The sequence below is a fragment of the Micromonospora sp. WMMD980 genome (assembly GCF_029626035.1).
Taxonomy (GTDB): Bacteria; Actinomycetota; Actinomycetes; order Mycobacteriales; family Micromonosporaceae; genus Micromonospora.
On record NZ_JARUBE010000003.1, the window covers coordinates 3,238,841 to 3,254,592 of the forward strand.

Annotated in this window: 19 protein-coding genes and 3 pseudogenes; 14 read left to right on the top strand and 8 right to left on the bottom strand. The window is 75.8% G+C overall.

Features of this window, described 5'->3' with window-relative positions:
* Positions 1-9 precede the first annotated feature (9 nt).
* On the top strand, positions 10-663 hold the full coding sequence (locus tag O7618_RS15105) for a class I SAM-dependent methyltransferase (protein ID WP_278106738.1): 654 nt from the start codon (positions 10-12) through the stop codon (positions 661-663).
* 96 nt (positions 664-759) lie between these two features.
* Positions 760-2,016 (top strand): hypothetical protein, encoded by a 1,257-nt coding sequence (locus O7618_RS15110; RefSeq protein WP_278106739.1) that lies wholly within the window; start codon positions 760-762, stop codon positions 2,014-2,016.
* Positions 2,017-2,068: 52 nt separating this feature from the next.
* Here the strand turns inward: O7618_RS15110 and O7618_RS15115 are convergent, their stop codons facing one another.
* The gene (locus tag O7618_RS15115) at positions 2,069-2,701 is read right to left on the bottom strand and encodes a class I SAM-dependent methyltransferase (RefSeq protein WP_278106740.1); all 633 of its coding nucleotides are present in this window, start codon (positions 2,699-2,701) and stop codon (positions 2,069-2,071) included.
* Entirely contained in the window at positions 2,701-3,138 is a 438-nt protein-coding gene (locus O7618_RS15120; protein WP_278106741.1) for an Rrf2 family transcriptional regulator, read from the bottom strand. The genes O7618_RS15115 and O7618_RS15120 overlap by 1 nt, the downstream gene beginning before the upstream one ends.
* A gap of 135 nt (positions 3,139-3,273) precedes the next feature.
* Between O7618_RS15120 and O7618_RS15125 the strand changes: the two genes are divergently transcribed.
* Both O7618_RS15125 and O7618_RS15130 read left to right on the top strand, forming a co-directional pair.
* Positions 3,274-4,143, top strand: coding sequence for an alpha/beta fold hydrolase (locus tag O7618_RS15125; protein WP_278106742.1), 870 nt, complete (start codon positions 3,274-3,276; stop codon positions 4,141-4,143).
* Between the two features lie 54 nt (positions 4,144-4,197).
* Entirely contained in the window at positions 4,198-4,827 is a 630-nt protein-coding gene (locus O7618_RS15130; protein ID WP_278106743.1) for a hypothetical protein, read from the top strand.
* A 58-nt stretch (positions 4,828-4,885) separates the two neighbouring features.
* Here O7618_RS15130 and O7618_RS15135 read toward each other — a convergent pair whose 3' ends face one another.
* Positions 4,886-5,080 carry a GTPase activator gene (locus O7618_RS15135; protein WP_278106744.1) on the bottom strand — a complete coding sequence of 65 codons (195 nt, stop codon included), beginning with the start codon at positions 5,078-5,080 and terminating at the stop codon, positions 4,886-4,888.
* Positions 5,081-5,136: 56 nt separating this feature from the next.
* Positions 5,137-6,027, bottom strand: coding sequence for a DUF72 domain-containing protein (locus O7618_RS15140; RefSeq protein ID WP_278106745.1), 891 nt, complete (start codon positions 6,025-6,027; stop codon positions 5,137-5,139).
* A gap of 120 nt (positions 6,028-6,147) precedes the next feature.
* On the opposite strand from O7618_RS15140, the gene O7618_RS15145 reads away from it, so the two are divergent.
* The 3 genes from O7618_RS15145 to O7618_RS15155 all read left to right on the top strand — a co-directional run bounded on the left by O7618_RS15145 (position 6,148) and on the right by O7618_RS15155 (position 8,404).
* A complete protein-coding gene (locus O7618_RS15145) occupies positions 6,148-6,654 on the top strand; it encodes a DinB family protein (protein WP_278106746.1) in 507 nt (168 codons plus the stop codon).
* 83 nt (positions 6,655-6,737) lie between these two features.
* Positions 6,738-7,679 (top strand): hypothetical protein, encoded by a 942-nt coding sequence (locus O7618_RS15150; protein ID WP_278106747.1) that lies wholly within the window; start codon positions 6,738-6,740, stop codon positions 7,677-7,679.
* A gap of 23 nt (positions 7,680-7,702) precedes the next feature.
* A complete protein-coding gene (locus O7618_RS15155) occupies positions 7,703-8,404 on the top strand; it encodes a Pr6Pr family membrane protein (protein ID WP_278106748.1) in 702 nt (233 codons plus the stop codon).
* Between the two features lie 17 nt (positions 8,405-8,421).
* Here the strand turns inward: O7618_RS15155 and O7618_RS15160 are convergent.
* The 3 genes and pseudogenes from O7618_RS15160 to O7618_RS15170 form a co-directional block, all read right to left on the bottom strand.
* Positions 8,422-9,608, bottom strand: a pseudogene (locus O7618_RS15160) (amylo-alpha-1,6-glucosidase); the annotation flags it as partial.
* A gap of 68 nt (positions 9,609-9,676) precedes the next feature.
* Positions 9,677-9,787, bottom strand: a pseudogene (locus O7618_RS32250) (hypothetical protein); the annotation flags it as partial.
* Positions 9,784-10,167, bottom strand: coding sequence for an SCP2 sterol-binding domain-containing protein (locus O7618_RS15170; RefSeq protein ID WP_278106749.1), 384 nt, complete (start codon positions 10,165-10,167; stop codon positions 9,784-9,786). The pseudogene O7618_RS32250 and the gene O7618_RS15170, both read right to left, overlap by 4 nt.
* Positions 10,168-10,301: 134 nt before the next feature.
* On the opposite strand from O7618_RS15170, the gene O7618_RS15175 reads away from it, so the two are divergent.
* On the top strand, positions 10,302-11,279 hold the full coding sequence (locus O7618_RS15175) for a glycoside hydrolase family 88 protein (RefSeq protein WP_278106750.1): 978 nt from the start codon (positions 10,302-10,304) through the stop codon (positions 11,277-11,279).
* Here the strand turns inward: O7618_RS15175 and O7618_RS15180 are convergent.
* Positions 11,266-11,775, bottom strand: coding sequence for a DinB family protein (locus O7618_RS15180; RefSeq protein ID WP_278106751.1), 510 nt, complete (start codon positions 11,773-11,775; stop codon positions 11,266-11,268). The two genes, O7618_RS15175 and O7618_RS15180, sit on opposite strands and share 14 nt — an antisense overlap.
* Before the next feature lie 151 nt (positions 11,776-11,926).
* Between O7618_RS15180 and O7618_RS15185 the strand changes: the two genes are divergently transcribed.
* The 6 genes and pseudogenes from O7618_RS15185 (at position 11,927) to O7618_RS15210 (ending at position 15,742) form a co-directional block, all read left to right on the top strand.
* The gene (locus tag O7618_RS15185) at positions 11,927-12,754 is read left to right on the top strand and encodes an MEDS domain-containing protein (RefSeq protein WP_278106752.1); all 828 of its coding nucleotides are present in this window, start codon (positions 11,927-11,929) and stop codon (positions 12,752-12,754) included.
* A gap of 80 nt (positions 12,755-12,834) precedes the next feature.
* Positions 12,835-12,885, top strand: a pseudogene (locus O7618_RS15190) (hypothetical protein); the annotation flags it as partial.
* Between the two features lie 137 nt (positions 12,886-13,022).
* Entirely contained in the window at positions 13,023-13,322 is a 300-nt protein-coding gene (locus O7618_RS15195; protein ID WP_278110021.1) for an MEDS domain-containing protein, read from the top strand.
* The gene (locus O7618_RS15200; RefSeq protein WP_278106753.1) at positions 13,322-13,600 is read left to right on the top strand and encodes an ATP-binding protein; all 279 of its coding nucleotides are present in this window, start codon (positions 13,322-13,324) and stop codon (positions 13,598-13,600) included. The genes O7618_RS15195 and O7618_RS15200 overlap by 1 nt, the downstream gene beginning before the upstream one ends.
* 120 nt (positions 13,601-13,720) lie before the next feature.
* On the top strand, positions 13,721-15,274 hold the full coding sequence (locus O7618_RS15205; protein ID WP_278106754.1) for a hypothetical protein: 1,554 nt from the start codon (positions 13,721-13,723) through the stop codon (positions 15,272-15,274).
* 51 nt (positions 15,275-15,325) lie between these two features.
* Positions 15,326-15,742, top strand: coding sequence for a hypothetical protein (locus O7618_RS15210; protein WP_278106755.1), 417 nt, complete (start codon positions 15,326-15,328; stop codon positions 15,740-15,742).
* Positions 15,743-15,752: the final 10 nt, after the last annotated feature.

The following is a 15,752-nucleotide window of genomic DNA, read 5'->3' on the forward strand; positions in this document are numbered from 1 at the left end:
GAGGTGTCCGTGGGTGACAACGACGTGACCGGCCTGTCATCTTCCCGGCCGGCGGCCGGGGACGACCCGGTCGGCCGGTTCGAGCGGCTCTACGCGGAGGCCGAGCGCGGCGCGGCGGAGGCGCCCTGGGACCTGGCGGCGCCGCACTCGCTGGTCGCGGAGTGGACCGCGCGGGTCCGGCCGGACGGCTCCGGCCGCCGCGCCGTGGTGGTCGGGTGCGGCTTCGGCCGGGACGCGGAGCACCTGGCCGGGCTGGGCTTCGACACCGTCGCCTTCGACGTGGCACCGAGCGCGGTGCGGGAGGCGCGGCGCCGACACGCGGGCTCGACGGTCCGGTACGAGGTGGCGGACCTGTTCGCGCCGCCGGCCGCCTGGTCGGACGGGTTCGACCTGGTGCTGGAGAGCATGAACGTGCAGGCGTTGCCGGTCGACAGGCGCGCGGCCGCCACGGCTGCGGTGGGACGGCTGGTCGCGCCGGGCGGGCTGCTGCTGGTGATCGCGGCGGGCCGGCGGCCGGACGAGACGGTGGCGGGCCCGCCGTGGCCGCTGACCCGGGCCGAGGTCGAGTCGTTCGGCGTGGGCGGGCTGGCGGCGACGCGGATCGAGGAGATCACCGCCCCGGACGGCGGACTGCGCTGGCGCGCGGAGTTCCGCCGGGGCTGAGCCCGATGTCCGGCCATTGACGCCCGTCACACGCCCGTGATCTGATCGCCCACCAAAGAATCTTTCACGTTTCGATGGATGAGGGTGAGGTGGGGCATGTCCGTGTTCCGTCGTTCCGTGCTCGCGGCGGCGCTGGCGCTCGCCACGGTGGCGCTGCCCGCCGCCGCGGCGCCGGCGCGGCCCGCCGCCGCGGCGCTGCCCACCGCCGCGGTGGCGTTGGGTGACAGCTTCATCAGCGGCGAGGGCGCCGGCGCGTACGCCCCGGTGGTCGACGTCAACGGCGTCGCGCAGGGCTTCCCCGGCTGGTCGGCCGCGAACGCCAACGCCTACTTCTGCCACCGCTCGCCGAACGCCTCGCTGTTCCGGGCCGACCTGCCCGGCATCTCCGCGCGGTTCAACCTGGCCTGCTCGGGCGGGCAGCCGTACGACATCGCCAACGCGTCGGCCACCCGCGCCAAGGGGCGACAGGTGGCCGCCCAGCTCGACCAGCTCCGGTCGGTCGCCCGCACCCACGACATCGACCTGGTGCTGGTCGGGCTCGGCTCGAACAACAGCTCGTTCACCTTCGGCAGCGTGGCGGAGAAGTGCGCCAACCGGTTCATCGCCGACGCGTGGACCGGGTGGTGGGAATTCTGGGCCTACCTGGGCGGGCCGGTGGAGCAGAAGCCGTGCACCGACGCCGACCTGGGGACCTCCGCGCAGTTCGCCTCGGCCACCGCGGAGACCACGGCGGCGCTGCGGCAGCTGCTCACCACGCTCGACGAGGTGGACGCGGACGGCCAGCACCGGGTGGTGTTCCAGGACTACACCAACCCGCTGCCGTACGAGTTGGAGCAGAGCTACTGGAGTGAGGACAGCCGCGACGACACCCGGGACAAGTTCCGCGCCCTGGGCGCCGAGCGGTACGCGGCCGGCTGCCCGATCCACCGGGCCAGCCTGGCGCCCGGGCAGCGCTTCTCCCAGGGGCTCGGCTCCCTGGTCGGCTCGGTGCGCACCACGCTCGCGGCCGAGTTCCCGAACGACGACCTGGTCTATCTGAACGTGCAGCGGGCGTTCGACGGCGCGCGGCTCTGCGAGTCGGCGGGCAGCCCGGCCAACGCCCTCGCCACCCCGATCCGGCTGATGGACGGCCCGAGCGGCGTCTTCGTCACCAGCCTCTCCGGCTACGACAAACTCGACATCCAGCGGATCGCGAACGCCTGCGGCACCTACTTCCAGACCTGCCAGGAGTCGTGGCACCCGAGCGCGGCCGGCCACCAGGTGCTCGGCCGGTGCCTGAGCGGCGCGGCGGTGACCGCCGCCCGCACGGTCTCCTGCGTGCGCGCCCCGGACGGCACGATCGCGGTCGGCTGAGCGGCGGGGCCGGCGTTCCCCGCCCGGGGGACGCCGGCCCCGCCGTAGTCGGTCAGGGTCGGATCGCGACGCCGAGCACGTGCGGCGAGGCGGGGACCGGGATGCCGGTCCGGGGGAAGCGGAACCGGTCGACCTCGGTCACCGTGAAACCGGCGGCCCGGATCGCGGCCAGGGTGTCGCGCGCGGTGTGACAGCCGGCGCAGAACAGCGGCCAGAGCGTCGCGTCGGCGACCCGCTGGGCCCGGCGCAGGCCCGGTGTCTGCGCCACCACGTGCTCATAGAAGCGCAGCTCACCGCCGGGGCGGAGGATCCGCCGCGCCTCGGCCAACGCCGCCGCCTGATCCGGCACCGAGCAGAGCACGAGCGAGAACACCACCGCGTCGGCGGCGCCGTCGGCGACCGGCAGCGCCTCGCCGGTGCCGGCGGCCACGGTCACCGGCACCGGTGCCGCGGGCGCGGCGGCACGGGCGAGGGCGCGCAGCCGCGGCTCGGGCTCGACGGCGAGCACCCCGGTCACGGCCGGCGGGTAGTGCGGCAGGTTGCGCCCGTTGCCGGCGCCGACCTCGACCACCCGGCCGCGCAGCCCGGCGACCAGGCGACGCCGGTGCGCGGCCATCCCGGCCGCGTCCAGGGCGACGCTGGCGCGGGCGAACTGCCGGGCGAAGATCGGGTGGGAGACGCCCATCAGCGGGCCGCCGGGGCCGCGCCGAGGCCGAGCAGGAGCGGGCCGGCCGCGCCGTCGACCAGGTCGCCGAGGCGTACGCCGTCGAGCACGGCGAGGAAGGCGGCCCGGGCGCGGCGCAGTTCGCCGCGCAGCCGGCAGCCGGCCACGAGCGGGCAGGCCGGCTCGGCGCAGTTGACCACCTCGCCGTCGCCCTCGAACGCGCGGACCACCTGCCCGACGGTCAGCTCGCCGGCGTGCTCGGCGAAGGCCACGCCGCCGGAGCGGCCCCGGATGGTCACCAGGACGCCGAGCCGCTGGAGCCGCTGGACCACCTTGGCGACGTGACTGCGGGGCAGCGCGAGCCGGGCGGCCAGCTCGTCCACCGTGGCGCGGCGCGGGGCAGCGGCGGTCGACATGGCGATCCGCAGGGCCATGTCGGTCGACCGGTTGAGCCTCACGACCCGACCCTAACGAGTCGACGCCGATCGCGACACGGGTGGCTTCCGGTGCCCGAGTCACCTGCGCCGCGCGCCCGTCGGCGGCGAGGACCGTCCGACCACCGCTTGCTACTCGCCGGTAGCTAAGCTGGGCCGGTGAGTGACGAGTACACGCAGGAGTACGTGGACGTCGACGGCGCGCGGATCGGCGTGCAGGTCCACCCGGAACCGGACGGGCCGCCCGGCGCGCCGGTGGTGGTGATCTGGCCGGCGATGGGGGTCCGCGCCCGCTACTACCGGCCGTTCGCCGCCGCGCTGCGCGACGCCGGGCTCGCGGTGGTCGTGGCGGACCTGCGCGGCACCGGAGAGAGCACCCCCGCCCCGGCCCGCACCTGCCGGTACGGCTACGGCGAGTTGGCCACCGACGTCGGCGCGGTGCTCGACGCGCTCAAGCCCCGCCTGGACGGGCGGGTGCGGGTGCTGCTCGGGCACTCCCTCGGCGGCCAGGTCGCCGTGCTGCACCAGGCGCTGCACGACGCCGGCCGGGTCGACGGGCTGGCCCTGGTGGCCGTGGGCCTGCCCTGGTGGCGGCGGTATCCGGGGCGGCGCGGCTGGGGTGTGCTGCCGTACACGCAGGGCATCGCGGCCCTGACCCGGCTGGTCGGTGTCTGGCCCGGGTGGGGCTTCGGGGGCCGGCAGGCCCGGGGCGTGATCCTGGACTGGGCGCACACCGCCCGCACCGGGCGGTTCCCGACGCTCGACGGGGTGGACACCGAGGCCGCCGTGCGGCGGATCCGGACACCCGTGCTCGCGGTCAGCGTCGACGACGACCAGTACACGCCGCACGAGACACTCGACCACCTCTGCGACAAGCTGACCGCCGCGCCGCTGACCCGGCACCGCTACACCGCCGCCGAGGCGGGCGCCGCGCTGGACCACTTCACCTGGGTCCGCGCCGCCGCGCCGCTGGCCGCCCGGGTGGCCGCGTTCGCGGGCTCGCTGCCGTCCCGCGTTCCGGGGGCGTGAGCGCGCCGAGGACGGGTATGCCGCACCGCCCGAACACGGCGGAGGGGGATCCAGATGTCCGAACGGCACACCGCGTTGCGCTCGATGCACGACCTGGGCCTGGCGGCCTGGTTCGGCGGCTCACTGATGGGGGCGCTCGGCGTCAACGGCGCGGCGGCACGAATCGACGACACGACTCAGCGGCTGCCGGTCGCCTCGGCCGGGTGGGCCCGGTGGACCCCGGTGAACGCCGCGGCGATCGGGGCGCACCTGGCCGGCGCGGTCGGCGAACTGGTCACCGAGAGCCCGCGGGTGGCCCGGCAGTCCGGCGTGGGCACGGCGAGCGCGGTGAAGACCGCGCTGACCGTCGGTGCGCTGGCGGTGACCGGCTACAGCCGGCTGGTCGGCATGCGGTTGGAGAAGGCGGGCGGGCCGCCCGTCGAGGGCACCACGGAACCCCACCACCACACGCCGGCGAACGTCGCCGCCAGCCAGCGGCAGATGAAGCTGCTCCAGTGGGCGGTGCCGGCGTTGACCGGGGCGCTCGTCGTGATGACCGCGTACATGAGCGAGCAGCAGAAGCCGACCCAGGTGTTGCGCGGGATGCTGGACCGCGCCGGCGGGCTGGTGTCCACGCCGAGGAACCTCGGCAAGATGGCCGCCGTGGGCGCGGTGGGCCGGCATCTGGTCACCTCCGGCCGCTGAGACCACCGCGCGGCGGGTGACCCACATCGGGGTGGGCCACCCGCCGCGCGGTGCCCGCTCAGGAGCCGGTGCCGTCCTCACCCGGGCGGCCCGGCGCGGCCTGCTCGTTCGCCGGCGCCGGCGACCCGGCCACCGGGTGCCCGGTGTCGTCCACCACGCCCGGCGCCATGCTGCCGCCGTGCGCCTCCTCGGCGTCCCGGGTCGCCCGGGGATCCCGGTCGTCCGGGGCCGTCTCGTCCCACCGCTCGTCCACGTGTCCCCCCTCGCTCTCGTCCCCGGCCGGTACCCGCGAGGTCGGCCGGAAAACCTTCAGGCCCGCGCGCCGGCGGGCACCACGCCGAGCAGGTCGGCGAGGTGGGCGGCGTCGCGCTGCGCCTGGTCCCCGCAGCAGTTGTTCATCAGCACGTGCAGCTCGGCGCACTGGTCGGCCAGGTCGCGCAGCAGCCCGGACCAGTGCCGCAGCTCCCGGTCGCCGTAGGCGTAGCGGAACCGCTCCTGCTTGTCGCCGCTCTCCCAGGCCGCGCTGTGGCCGTGGAACCGCACCACGGCAAGGTCGGTGGTGGCGACCAGGATCGGCGGCACCGAGGAGGCGTGCCCCTGCGGCATGTCCACGCAGCCGTAGCCGAGCCCGTGCTCGCGCAGGAACGTCACGGTGTCGGCCATCGCGTCCTCGGCGAACCAGGAGGAGTGGCGCAGCTCGACGGTGACCGGATGGGGCCGGCACCGCTGCGCGGCGGCCACGATCCGCCGCCGGGCCGCGTCGCCGCGGGCCAGCCAGGGCGGGAACTGCAACAGCACGGCGCCGAGCCGGTCGGCCGCCGCGAGCGGCGCCAGCGCCGCGTGGAACCGGTCCCACAACTCGTCGTACGCCCCGGCGGTCAGGTCGCGCCAGCGGATCCGGCTCGGCCCGCCGGCCGGTCGCAGGTCCTTCGGCAGCGCGTCGACCGGGGTGTGGTGGCCGGTGAACAGCCGGAACACCTTGACGTCGAAGGTGAAGCCGGGCGGGGTGGCGTCCGCCCAGGCGGTGGTGGTCTCCACCGCCGGCACCGCGTAGTACGAGGTGTCCACCTCGACCAGTCCGAAGTGCTCGGCGTACCAGCCGAGCCGGCCGGCCGGGGTGTTGGTCCCGCGCGGATACCAGCCGGAGCGGACCAGCATCGCATCGGCCCACGAGGACGTACCGACCTTGATGACACCCATGTCGTCCAGTTCACCGCGAGCCGGACCGGCCGGCAACCGGAGGCTGCGGTGTGGAGCGCGGGCGATGTCGGTGCGGGGTCGTACCGTGACGTCGGGTCGTCGATCGGAAGGAACGGGTGGATGGACGTCAGCGATCAGGTTCTCACCGGCGAGCGGGCCGATCTGCTCGACTCGTTGCGCCGGCACCGCGACTTCCTGCGGCAGACCGTGGCGGGGCTCGACGACGAGCAGGCGGCACGCCGCAGCACGGTCAGCGAGCTGTGTCTCGGCGGGCTGGTCAAGCACGTCGCGAGCACGGAGCGGAGTTGGGCGCGGTTCGCGACCGGCGGCGCCGAGGCGATGCGCGGCGAGGCGGTCGACTGGGCCGGCCAGTTCCGGATGGTCGAGGGCGAGACGCTGGCCGGGCTGCTCACCGAGTTCGACCGGGTGGCCGCCGAGACGGACGCGCTCGTCGCCACGCTCGACCTGGACGCCGCGCACCCGTTGCCCGACGAGCCGTGGTTCGCCCCGGGCGCCGCCTGGACGGTCCGCCGGGTGCTGCTGCACCTGATCGCCGAGATCGCCCAGCACGCCGGCCACGCCGACATCATCCGGGAGTCGATCGACGGGGCGAAGACGATGGGCTGACCGGCCGGAGGTGACCGGTCTCACCCGGTGCGCCGGCTCCGGCGTGTGACACCGGGGCAGGGGGCGGCGCTGAGGGTCACGAGATGGACGCACCCCGCCTGGACCAGGAAACCGTCGAGCGCCTGCTCGACGGTTCCTCGGGCGACGCCCCCGCCGCCCCGGGAGGGCTCGTCCGGTGTCTCGACGCCGTGCGTGCCGGGCCCCGGCCCGGGGAACTCGACGGCGAGGCGGCCGCCGTCGCGGAGTTCCGCGCGGCCCGGGCGACGGCCGCCCTCGGCGGCCGGCAAACGTTTGCCGACTCCGCCCGCCGACCGCCCGTGGGCGCCGGCGATCACGCGGACGACCGACCCGCCCGACGGTTCGCCACCCTGCTCGGCGCCAAGGTCGCCCTCGCCACCGCGGCCGCGACGTTGACCGGGGGCGTAGCGCTGGCCACGGTGACCGGAAACCTCCCCGGGGCCGGTCGGGGCGAGGCCCCGCCGCCCCACCGCGACGCCTCGGCCGCCCCGTCCACGACCGGCTCGACGCCCACCATCCGCCCGACCCGCCCGGCCACCGGCCCGACCGCCGGGCTCCCCGACCCCACGTCGCCGGCCGGGCTCTGCGCCGCCTACCGGGCCGTCGGCGAGGTCGAACGGGGCCGCGCCCTCCAGGCCCCGCCCTTCGCCGGCCTGGTCGCCGCCGCGGGCGGTCCGGAGCGGGTGCCCGGCTACTGCGCCGGGCTGCTCGACGCCGCCGGCTCGCCGGGCCCGACCGGACCGCCGTCGGGAACGGGGCCGACCGGCCCGCCCGGCGCGACACCGACCCGGGACGTGCCGGACCCGGACACCGGCCGACCCCCGGCCGGCACCGCCGCCCCCACGTCCGGCGCAGCCGCCCCCACGCCCGGCGCCGCCCGGACGCCGGGAGACCCCGCGTCCGGCGTCCGGCGGACCCCGGCCGGCCGGGGATCCGGCACGGTCCGGCCCCCGTCCGGCGACGAGCCCGACCCGGACCGGTCGGCGACCGGACGGCACGACGACTGACAACCGGCTGGTAACTTGCGCCGATGACCCCCCGGCGTCGCCGACCGGCGATCCTCCTCCGCGTGGCCGTGGTGCTCGGTGTGGTGGCCGGCATCGTGCTCACCGCGCTCGGCCCGGCCACGGTGACCGGCCTGCTGCCCTACTTCACCATCCAGAGCAACCTGGCCGTCGGCGTGCTCGCCGGCTACGCCGCCTGGTGCGCGGCGCGGGACCGGCCGGAGCCACCGAGCGTGCTCAAGGGCGCGGTGACCCTCTACATCACCATCACCGGCACGGTCTACCACCTGGTGCTGGCGAACCCCGCCAGCCCGTTCGCGATGGCCCAGCCGGACCGGCAGCCGGGCGAGTGGTGGGGCAACCAGCTCCTGCACACCGTGGTGCCGCTGCTGGCGGTCGCCGACTGGGCGCTGTTCGACAGGCGCGGCCGGCTCCGCCCCCGATACGCCGCCTGGTGGTTGGCGTTCCCGCTGGCCTACCTCGGCTTCGCGCTGGTACGCGGGCTCGTCGTGCACAGCTACCCGTACCCGTTCCTCGACGCCGGGCAGCTCGGCTACGACGGCGTCGGCCTCAGCGCGGTCGCCTTCGCCGTCGTGTTCTGGCTGCTTGGCCTGCTCTTCGTGGGCGTAGACCGGCTGCTCGCCCGCGCCGCCCCCGCTCCCGCTCCGGTCGCCCGTGAGGAGGGGCACCCGGTCAACGCCTCCGGCGGAGAAGCGGTCCCCTCCTGACCGGGTGAGCGGACCGGTCAGGCGGCGCGGCGGACATCGCCCGCCTGGCCGACGCGCATCCGCCGGCCGCCGTCCCGGTCCCGGCCGTACGCGTCGGTGCGCCCCCACCGGCCCGGCACGTCGAGCAGCTCGATCCGGCCGTAACCGGCGGGGATCGCGGGGTCGACCAGCAGGTTGTCGGCGCACGGGCGCAGCCCCAGCATGGTCGCGAGCAGCATCAGCAGGCCGCCGGAGGCCCACGACTGCGGCCGGCCCGCCGCCGGCAGCTGCACCGGGTACTTCGTGAGCCGGCGCGGGTAGCCGGCGATCACCTCCGGCACCGACCCGCCGAGCGTCTCCGCCACGGCGAGCACGCCGGCGGCGACCCGGGCCGCCTCGTCGTCGTAACCGTAGCGACGCAGGCCGGCGGCGACGAGCGCGTTGTCCGACGGCCAGACCGCGCCGAGGTGCGCGCCGACCGGGTTGTACGGCCGTTGCCCGTCGGCGTACGTGCGGACCCCCAGCCGGTGAACAGGGCCGGCCCACAGAGGTGCGCGGCCAGCGAGTCGGCCCGCTCCGGTTCGACGATGCCGCTCCAGAGCAGATGCCCGAGGCCCGAGGTGAGCGCGTCGACCGGTGTGCCGTCGGGGGTGATGGCCAGCGCGTAGTAGCCCCGCTGCGGCAGCCAGAAGTCCTGGTTGAACCGTTCCCGCAGGCGCGCCGCGTCGGCCTCCAGCCGCGCGGCGTACTCCGGGTCGCCCCAGAACTCGCGGGCCAGCCGGGCGCCCCGGATCCGCGCGTCGTACGCGTACCCCTGGAGTTCGCAGGTGGCCCGCGGGTAGGGCGGCACCACGCCGTGCCGGTCGACGATCGCCTCCGGCGAGTTGCGCCAGGTCTGGTTGGCCACCCCGTTGGTGGTGTTGCGGGGCTGGTAGCGCAGGTAGCCGTCGCCGTACGGGTCGCCGTACCCGGTCAGCCAGTCCAACGCCATCCGGGCCGGGTGACGCAACTCCCGGACCAGGTCGGCGTCGCCGGTCCAGCGTTCGTACTCGTCGAGCAGGACCACGAACAGCGGGGTGGTGTCGGCCGCACCGTAGTAGAGCGCGGTGGGCTCGTCGTCGAACGCCGCCGCCTCGCCGTACCGCAGCTCGCTGAGGATCTTGCCGGGTTCCTCGTCGTGGTAGTCGTCGAGCTGGCCGCCCTGTGCCAGCGCGAGCATCCGCAGCGTCGCCGGGGCAGCGACTGCAACCGCTCGCCGTCGACCGTGAGCACCCAGTGGGACAGGAACCGGGTGTCGAAGGAGAACAGGCCGATCGGGGCGCACGGGTGCGCCTCCAGGTCACCCTGCGCGTCGCCCATCGCGAACGCGTTGCCGGCGAGGACGGAGACCAGTTCCTGTCTCATCGGGCCACCGGCCGGTAGGGGAAGCCGGCCACGTCCCGGGGGTGCCGGGCGCCGGGCGGGCCGGGGAAGAGCCGGCGCAGCGTCATCAGCAGCCGCAGGTTGCCCTGCCCGGAGAGGTCGTTGCGCAGCAGCGCCGCGGCCAGGTGCAGGCGTCCGGCGGCGATCCGGTCGAACACCTCCCGGTCGGCGCGCACCACCAGGTCCGCCTCCTCGGCCGAGCGCTCGACCCGGACGTCCTGGCGGTCGATGGTCAGGTACCAGTGCTCGGTCCGGCCTCCTTCCCGCATGTCCAGGCGGACCGTGCCGGACGTGGTCTCCGGCAGCTCGGGGTGCCGGCCGGCCGCCGCCCGGGCCAGGTGCTCCGCGGCCGAGGTGCTCATCGTGCCTCCCGTGTCCGGTGGTGGCGGCCCGGCGTGCGCGGCGTCGCCCGTGCCGCAGCGTTCCCGCCGCCCGGGTGAGACCAACTCACCCGCTCCGGGTGAGACGGGCCGGGGCGCCGGGTACTGCGACGGGCATGTCGACGGACGGGGACGCCACCGCGGAACGGGTGCTGCTGGCGCTGCTGACCATGCAGCGGGAGTCCTGGGAGCAGGGCCTCACCGGGCAGGCGTTGCTGGATCTCGGCCGGCCGGACGCGGCGCTGCTGGTCGCCGACGCCGCGGTGACCCGGCAACGGCCCGACGGCCGCCTCGGCGAGCTGGCCGGCTCGATCGGCGCGGTCAACGGCGCCGCCTGCGGCGAGGTGGTCCGGCACGCGGCGACCACCACCGGCGAGCCGAGGTACGCCGCCGCGCTCGCCGCGCAGCTCGACTGGCTGACCCGCCGGGCGCCCCGGGCCACCGACGGCACCCTGTTCCACCTGCTCGACAGCCGTCAGGTGTGGGCCGACACGGTCTACATGGTGGTGCCGCTGCTCGCGTTGACCGGCCGGACGGAGCTGGCCGCCGCCCAGGTGGCCGGGCACCGCCGCCGGCTGCACGACCGGGCCACCGGCCTGTACGCGGCGCGTTGGGACGAGGACCGGGGCGAGCTGGACCGGCCGGAGCCCTGGGGCACCGGCAACGGCTGGGTGGTCGCCGGGATCGCCCGGGCGCTGCGCCTGGCGCCCGAGTGGCCGGCGGGGTGGCGCGCCGAGCTGGCCGGGCACGCCGAGGAAGTGCTGACCGCCTGCCTGCGGCACCGCACCGAGGACGGGCTCTTCCCCGACGTGCTCGACGACCCCGGATCGTTCCGCGAGGCCAACACCGCCCAACTGCTCGGCTACGCGGCGTCGACCGGGGTGGCGGACGGCTGGCTGCCACCGTCGTGGCTCGACACCGCGGCGGAGCTGCTGGCCGCCGCCGGCCGGCGGATCGACGGGTACGGGCGGGTCACCGGCGTCAGCGGCGCGCCGGACTTCGCCGGCCCGGGCACCTCCCCCGAGGCGCAGGCCGGCCACCTGCTGGGGCGGGCCGCGCTGCGTCGCGCCCGGACGACGGTCAGTCCCGGGTGACCAGCCCGCGCACGTAGGCGGCCTGCCCGACGTGCTGGAGGTCGTCGTCGAGCACGCTGACCAGTCGCACGCCGAGCGTGACCGGCGGGTCCCAGCTGTCGTCCACCACCCGGTCCAGGTCGGCCGGGCCCAGCCCGCGCAGGTACGCCAGGCTGCGCTCGACGACCGCCCGGTGGTAGCCGAGCAGCACGCCGCCGTCCTCCGGTCGCACGGCGGCGATCTGCTCCGGCCCGTGCCCGTAGCCGGTGTCGTCGGGGTCGGGGCGCAGGCCGCACCGCCCCGCCCAGTCGCCGGTCACCCAGAGCTGTTCGACGCCGAGCAGGTCGGCGACGTGGTGGTCCTGGATCCGGGTCAGATGCCAGATCAGCCAGCCCACCGGGTTGGCTCCCTCGGCCGGGGCCTGCCGCAACCGCTCCGGGTCGAGCCCGTCGAGCGCCCCGGCGACGAGGTCCGGCAACCGTCCGTACGCCTCGGTCAACAGGTCGTGCACGTCCATGTGCGCCTCGCTTCCCACCGTGTCGTGCCGTCGGACGGGCAGTACCGCCCATCGTGCCCGGCAAACCTGCACCCCTCCGCTGACCACCGGCCGCCGCCGGCCGTGGTCGGCCACCCGGCCGAGCGTAGATTGGCCTGATGAGGCGGAGCCGGTGACCGGCGGGAACGCGGCGGACCGGGGCTACGGCCACGCCTGTCTCGTCTACGACGACCCGGCGGCGCTGCACGCCCGGACGGTCGAGCAGGTCGGCCTCGGGCTCGCGGCGGGTGAGCAGGTCTGGCTGTTCGGCCCGGAGCAGCCGGACGCGGTGGCCCGCCGGCTGGCGTCGGTGCCCGGGTTCGCCGACGCGTGGCGGCGGGGCACGGTGCGGCTGTTCCGCGTCGGCGAGGCCTACCGGCACGACGAGGCCGTCGACCCTCGGTCGCAGGTCCGGGCCTACGCGCGGGCCACCACCGAGGCGCTGGCCGCCGGGCACACCGGCCTGCGGGTGCTGGCCGAGGCGACCGACCTGGTCCGCACCGCCGCGCAGCGCGAGGCGTTCGCCCGCTACGAGCACCGCGTCGACCACTGGATCCGGCACCGGCCGATGTCAGCGGTCTGCGCCTACGACCGCCGGGTGCTCGGTGACGCGGCGATCGCCGAGCTGGCCTGCCTGCACCCGGAGACCAACGCCGAGGTGCCGTTCCGGTTGCACTCCGGCGGCGACGGCGCGGCGGCCGCGCTCGCCGGCGAGCTGGACGCCGCCGGCGAGCACCTCTTCGCCGTCGCGCTGGAGCGGGCCGACCCGCAGCCGGTGGCGGGGCGGCTCGTCCTCGACGCGACGAACCTGCGGTTCGTTGACCACCGCGCGTTGCTGCTCCTGCGCGACCACGCCCGCCGCCGGGGCGCGGTCGCGGTGTTGCGCACCCGCCGTCCGGCGCCGGCCCGGCTGATCGAGCTGCTGGGGCTGACCGACGTCCGGGTGGAGGTGGTCCGGTGAGGACGGGCCCGGCGGCCGGTCACCGCGGCTACCACCACGAGGCGTTGCTCTACGACTCCGACGACGAGTTGCTGGCCGTGGTGCTGCCGTTCCTCCTCGGCGCAATCGAGGCCGGCGAGCGCGTCGCGGTGAGTTTCGGCGAGCACAACGGCGCGCTCCTCCGCCGGGCGCTGCCCGCCGGCGCCGACGTCACCTTCCTGCCCGGCGGCGACGTCTACGCCGGCCCGCCGCCGCGATCCGCTCCTACCGCGAGTGCCTCGGGTCGTTCCTGGCCGACGGTCCGTCGCAGATCCGGATGGCCGGTGAGCTGCCGCCGCTCCTGCTCGGCGCGACCTGGGACGCCTGGGCCCGCTACGAGTCGGCGATCAACCACGTCTACGACGACTTCCCGCTCTGGGGCATCTGCGCCTACGACAGGCGGGTGGCGTCGCCGCACGTGCTGGCCGACGTGGCGCGCACCCATCCCCGGCTGATCCGGCCGGACGGCGTGCGCGAGTCGACGGGCGTCTACACCGACCCGGCGAGCTATCTGGCCGAGTGCCGGCCGACGGCGTCGACGACCTGGTGATGGCCGTCAGTGAGGTGGTGGGCAACGCGCTGCGGCACGGGACGCCACCGGTGCGCCTGCGCCTGTGGTCCGCGCCGGACCGGATCGTGGTGGCCGTGCACGACCGGGGCCCCGGCCCCAAGGACCCGTACGCCGGCTTGCTGCCGGCGGGCGACGGGACCGAGGGCGGCCTGGGGTTGTGGATCACCCACCAGAGCTGCGACCACGTGACCCACCACCGGGACGCCGACGGTTTCACCATCCGACTGACGGCGGGTGATGCGCACTTCCCGGTCTGACCGGCCGTCCGACCGGCGGGCCGGGGGCGGGGCGGGCTCGACGGCGCGCGCGGACACGGTACCGTTGCGCCTCATCGTGCCCCGCGGCCCGGCGCTGGCGAACCCACGGAGGATGGCGCAATGTCCAACGGTGAGGAACCGTTCGCACCCCACGACGACGTGTCCGCGCGACCGCGGTTCGACCCGGCGTTGCGCGGCTACGACAAACGCCAGGTGGACCGCTACGTCGAGCAGATGGACGGCGAGGTCGGCGCGCTGACCGTCGCGCGCGACCGGGCGTACGCCCAGGTCCGTGAGCTGACCGCGCAGGTGCAGCGGGCGCAGGCGGAGGCGGGCGAGCTGCGCGACCGCCCGACGGCGGTGGACCGGGCGTCCTTCCGGGACCTCGGGCCGATGGTCGACCAGATCCTCGACCTGGCCGAGAAGCAGGCCGGCCAGATCACCGAGATGGCCACCAAGCGCGCCGACGACTTCCAGGCGCAGGCGGAGAAGGTGCTGGTCGCGGCGCAGGAGCAGGCCGCCCGGGAACGGCGCGAGCTGGAGGAGGAGCTGTCCACCCGCCGGGCTGAGCAGGAGCGGGCGGACGAGGAGCGGCGGGCCGTCGCACAGGCGGAGCTGACCGCCGCGCGGGAGCTGGCGGAGAAGCTGCGCGCCGAGGGCCAGGCGGTGCACGACCGCGCCCAGCAGGAGGCGAAGCGGATCACCGAGCAGAGCACCCAGCAGGTCGAGCAGGCCCGGTCCGCGTCCGAGGCGCTGGTGAAGGCCGCGCGCACCCAGATCCAGCAGGAGGTGCAGGCCAACCGCAGCAAGGCCCAGCAGGAGCTGGCCCAGTGGCAGGCCACCATGGCCCGGGAGCTGGACGAGCGGCGGGCCGCGGCCGAGCAGGAGCTGGCCGACCGGGCGGTGGCCGCCGAGCGGGACATCGCCGCGCTGGTCGCCGAGGCCCAGCAGTACGCCACCGAGGTACGCGAGCGGGCCGACGAGGAGAACGCCGCGCACCAGGAGCAGCTCGCCGGCGTGCAGCGCGACGTCCAGCAGCGGCAGGAGGCGCTGGCCCAGCTCAAGACCGAGCTGGAGACCGTCGGGCGGGAGCTGGCGGAGACCCGCGGTGAGATCGCCACGATCGAGCAGGCGGGCGCCGAACTGGAGGAACGGCTGGTCGGCGTACGCCGGGACCTGGCCACCGAGACCAAGCGGCTGGACGAGGCCCGGCGCGCGGCGGAGTTGGCCGAGCAGCACGCCAAGGAGACCCGGGCCCGGGTGCAGCGGGAGGCCAAGCGGGTGGCGGATCTCGCCGCGGCGGCGGTGATGGCGGCGGCCGCGGGTGGCGGCGCGACCGCCGAGTATCCGCAGGTGGCGGCGCGCCTGCTCGGGCCGGCGGCGGCCGCCGAGGCGGTGCCCGCCGGGCCGCCCGAGAACGGGCGCGCCGAGGTCGAGCGCCCGGAGAACGGGTGGCCCGAGAACGGCCGGGCCGAGCGGGCCGACAGCGAACGGCCCGAGGCGGAGCGGTCCGACGCCGAGCGGGGTGAGACGGAGCGGCCGAGCGCCGAGCCGTTCATCGAACGGCTGGACGGGCCGAGCTTCGACGCGTTCGCGGTGCGTACGCCGGCTCCTCGCCCGGCGCCCGAGGCGGAGAGCACCGGGCCGGACTCCGACGTCCGCACTCCCGCCTGAGCACCTGCGGCCGCCCACCGCCCTTGCCAAGCTTCTTTGCCATATGCAAATATGTGGATCAATTTGCACGCACGGATCCGGGAGTTGATGGGCATGCGCAGAGCTTCCTCGATCGGCGCGGCGATCGTCCTGACCGTCGCCGCGGCCGGTGTCGCGGTGGTGACCGGGGCCGCGCCGGCCAGCGCGAGCTGCAGCCACTCGCACTCCAACGTGGACAACAAGTTCGGCCAGCTCTTCAACGCCACGAACGTCAACATCCGCACCGGTCCGCACACCACCTGCGGGTCGCTGGGCTACGGCCAACTGTCCCACAACGTCGACTTCCACTGCTTCGCCAGCGGCGACCGGGTCAGCGCGAACGGGCACACCACCTACACCTGGACCTACCTCCGGGACACCACCACGGGCGTCTCCGGCTGGGTAGCCGACGCCCTGCTCGACAACCTGGGCGGCAACGTCGCCTGCTGACCGGGCCACG

Excerpts from the sequence above, each read along its gene's own strand:
- O7618_RS15170 (WP_278106749.1), bottom strand. The coding sequence starts at position 10,167 with ATGAGCACCTCGGCCGCGGAGCACCTGGCCCGGGCGGCGGCCGGCCGG.
- O7618_RS15150 (WP_278106747.1), top strand. The coding sequence starts at position 6,738 with ATGGACGCACCCCGCCTGGACCAGGAAACCGTCGAGCGCCTGCTCGAC.
- O7618_RS15155 (WP_278106748.1), top strand. The coding sequence starts at position 7,703 with ATGACCCCCCGGCGTCGCCGACCGGCGATCCTCCTCCGCGTGGCCGTG.
- O7618_RS15210 (WP_278106755.1), top strand. The coding sequence starts at position 15,326 with ATGTGGATCAATTTGCACGCACGGATCCGGGAGTTGATGGGCATGCGC.
- O7618_RS15180 (WP_278106751.1), bottom strand. The coding sequence starts at position 11,775 with ATGGACGTGCACGACCTGTTGACCGAGGCGTACGGACGGTTGCCGGAC.
- O7618_RS15145 (WP_278106746.1), top strand. The coding sequence starts at position 6,148 with ATGGACGTCAGCGATCAGGTTCTCACCGGCGAGCGGGCCGATCTGCTC.
- O7618_RS15200 (WP_278106753.1), top strand. The coding sequence starts at position 13,322 with ATGGCCGTCAGTGAGGTGGTGGGCAACGCGCTGCGGCACGGGACGCCA.
- O7618_RS15140 (WP_278106745.1), bottom strand. The coding sequence starts at position 6,027 with ATGGGTGTCATCAAGGTCGGTACGTCCTCGTGGGCCGATGCGATGCTG.
- O7618_RS15115 (WP_278106740.1), bottom strand. The coding sequence starts at position 2,701 with ATGGGCGTCTCCCACCCGATCTTCGCCCGGCAGTTCGCCCGCGCCAGC.
- O7618_RS15175 (WP_278106750.1), top strand. The coding sequence starts at position 10,302 with ATGTCGACGGACGGGGACGCCACCGCGGAACGGGTGCTGCTGGCGCTG.
- O7618_RS15110 (WP_278106739.1), top strand. The coding sequence starts at position 760 with ATGTCCGTGTTCCGTCGTTCCGTGCTCGCGGCGGCGCTGGCGCTCGCC.
- O7618_RS15205 (WP_278106754.1), top strand. The coding sequence starts at position 13,721 with ATGTCCAACGGTGAGGAACCGTTCGCACCCCACGACGACGTGTCCGCG.
- O7618_RS15130 (WP_278106743.1), top strand. The coding sequence starts at position 4,198 with ATGTCCGAACGGCACACCGCGTTGCGCTCGATGCACGACCTGGGCCTG.